The organism is Segatella sinensis, from assembly GCF_040095255.1.
In the GTDB taxonomy this organism is placed as follows: Bacteria; Bacteroidota; Bacteroidia; order Bacteroidales; family Bacteroidaceae; genus Prevotella; species Prevotella sinensis.
In genome coordinates this window covers 1-604 of sequence record NZ_JBBNGE010000138.1, presented here as the reverse complement: position 1 = coordinate 604, position 604 = coordinate 1, and the positions used below count along the sequence as shown (strand labels likewise).

General features: G+C 52.3%; 1 pseudogene. It reads right to left on the bottom strand.

The annotated features are described in order from the left end of the window. Positions 1–604: pseudogene (locus AAAT87_RS15465) on the bottom strand (hypothetical protein); the annotation flags it as partial.

The window sequence follows — 604 nt, the reverse complement described above, 5'->3', positions numbered from 1 at the left end:
GAGCTGTCGGTATCCTTCACCTTCACGGTGGCAGCGAGTTCGGCGATGTAGTCCTTGTCGCCCTCCTTCCAGGGCGGGAGATGGGCGAAGTAATCCTCGAAGGGATTGAATACGGGCGTATAATCGCTCTCGATGATATTGCGCATATCCAACTTGTTTACTTTCACCGTGAGCGACATCTTGGTCCAGAGCGAGTTGACGTGGCGGTCGAGGAGTATCTGCCAATGTGGCAGCTTGGCAGAGGATGATGTGTCTTCTGGGATTTCCTGAAACTCGTATCGCTGCGTGATGAGATTGTATCGGAGACGGATATGACCATCGAGAAAATTTCTGATTTCCTCGACCGATGCGTAGTGGTTGTCACTGCCGCCATTTCCACCTCCTCCACCACCTTCTGATGCCTTTCCGGAGGCGCCTGGAGTGTTGTCGTAGCACGACTTAATGACCTGCTCCACATCATTATACTCGGGAAATTTCTGGAGAGCCCACTTCAGTACATCGGCATGGGCATAGCGCTTCTTGGCGAGCATATAGCCCACCCGCATCACATAGTTGTTGTGCTTGCCTGGCTCGTAAATAATCTTGTCGGCTGCGAGTTTCGGTT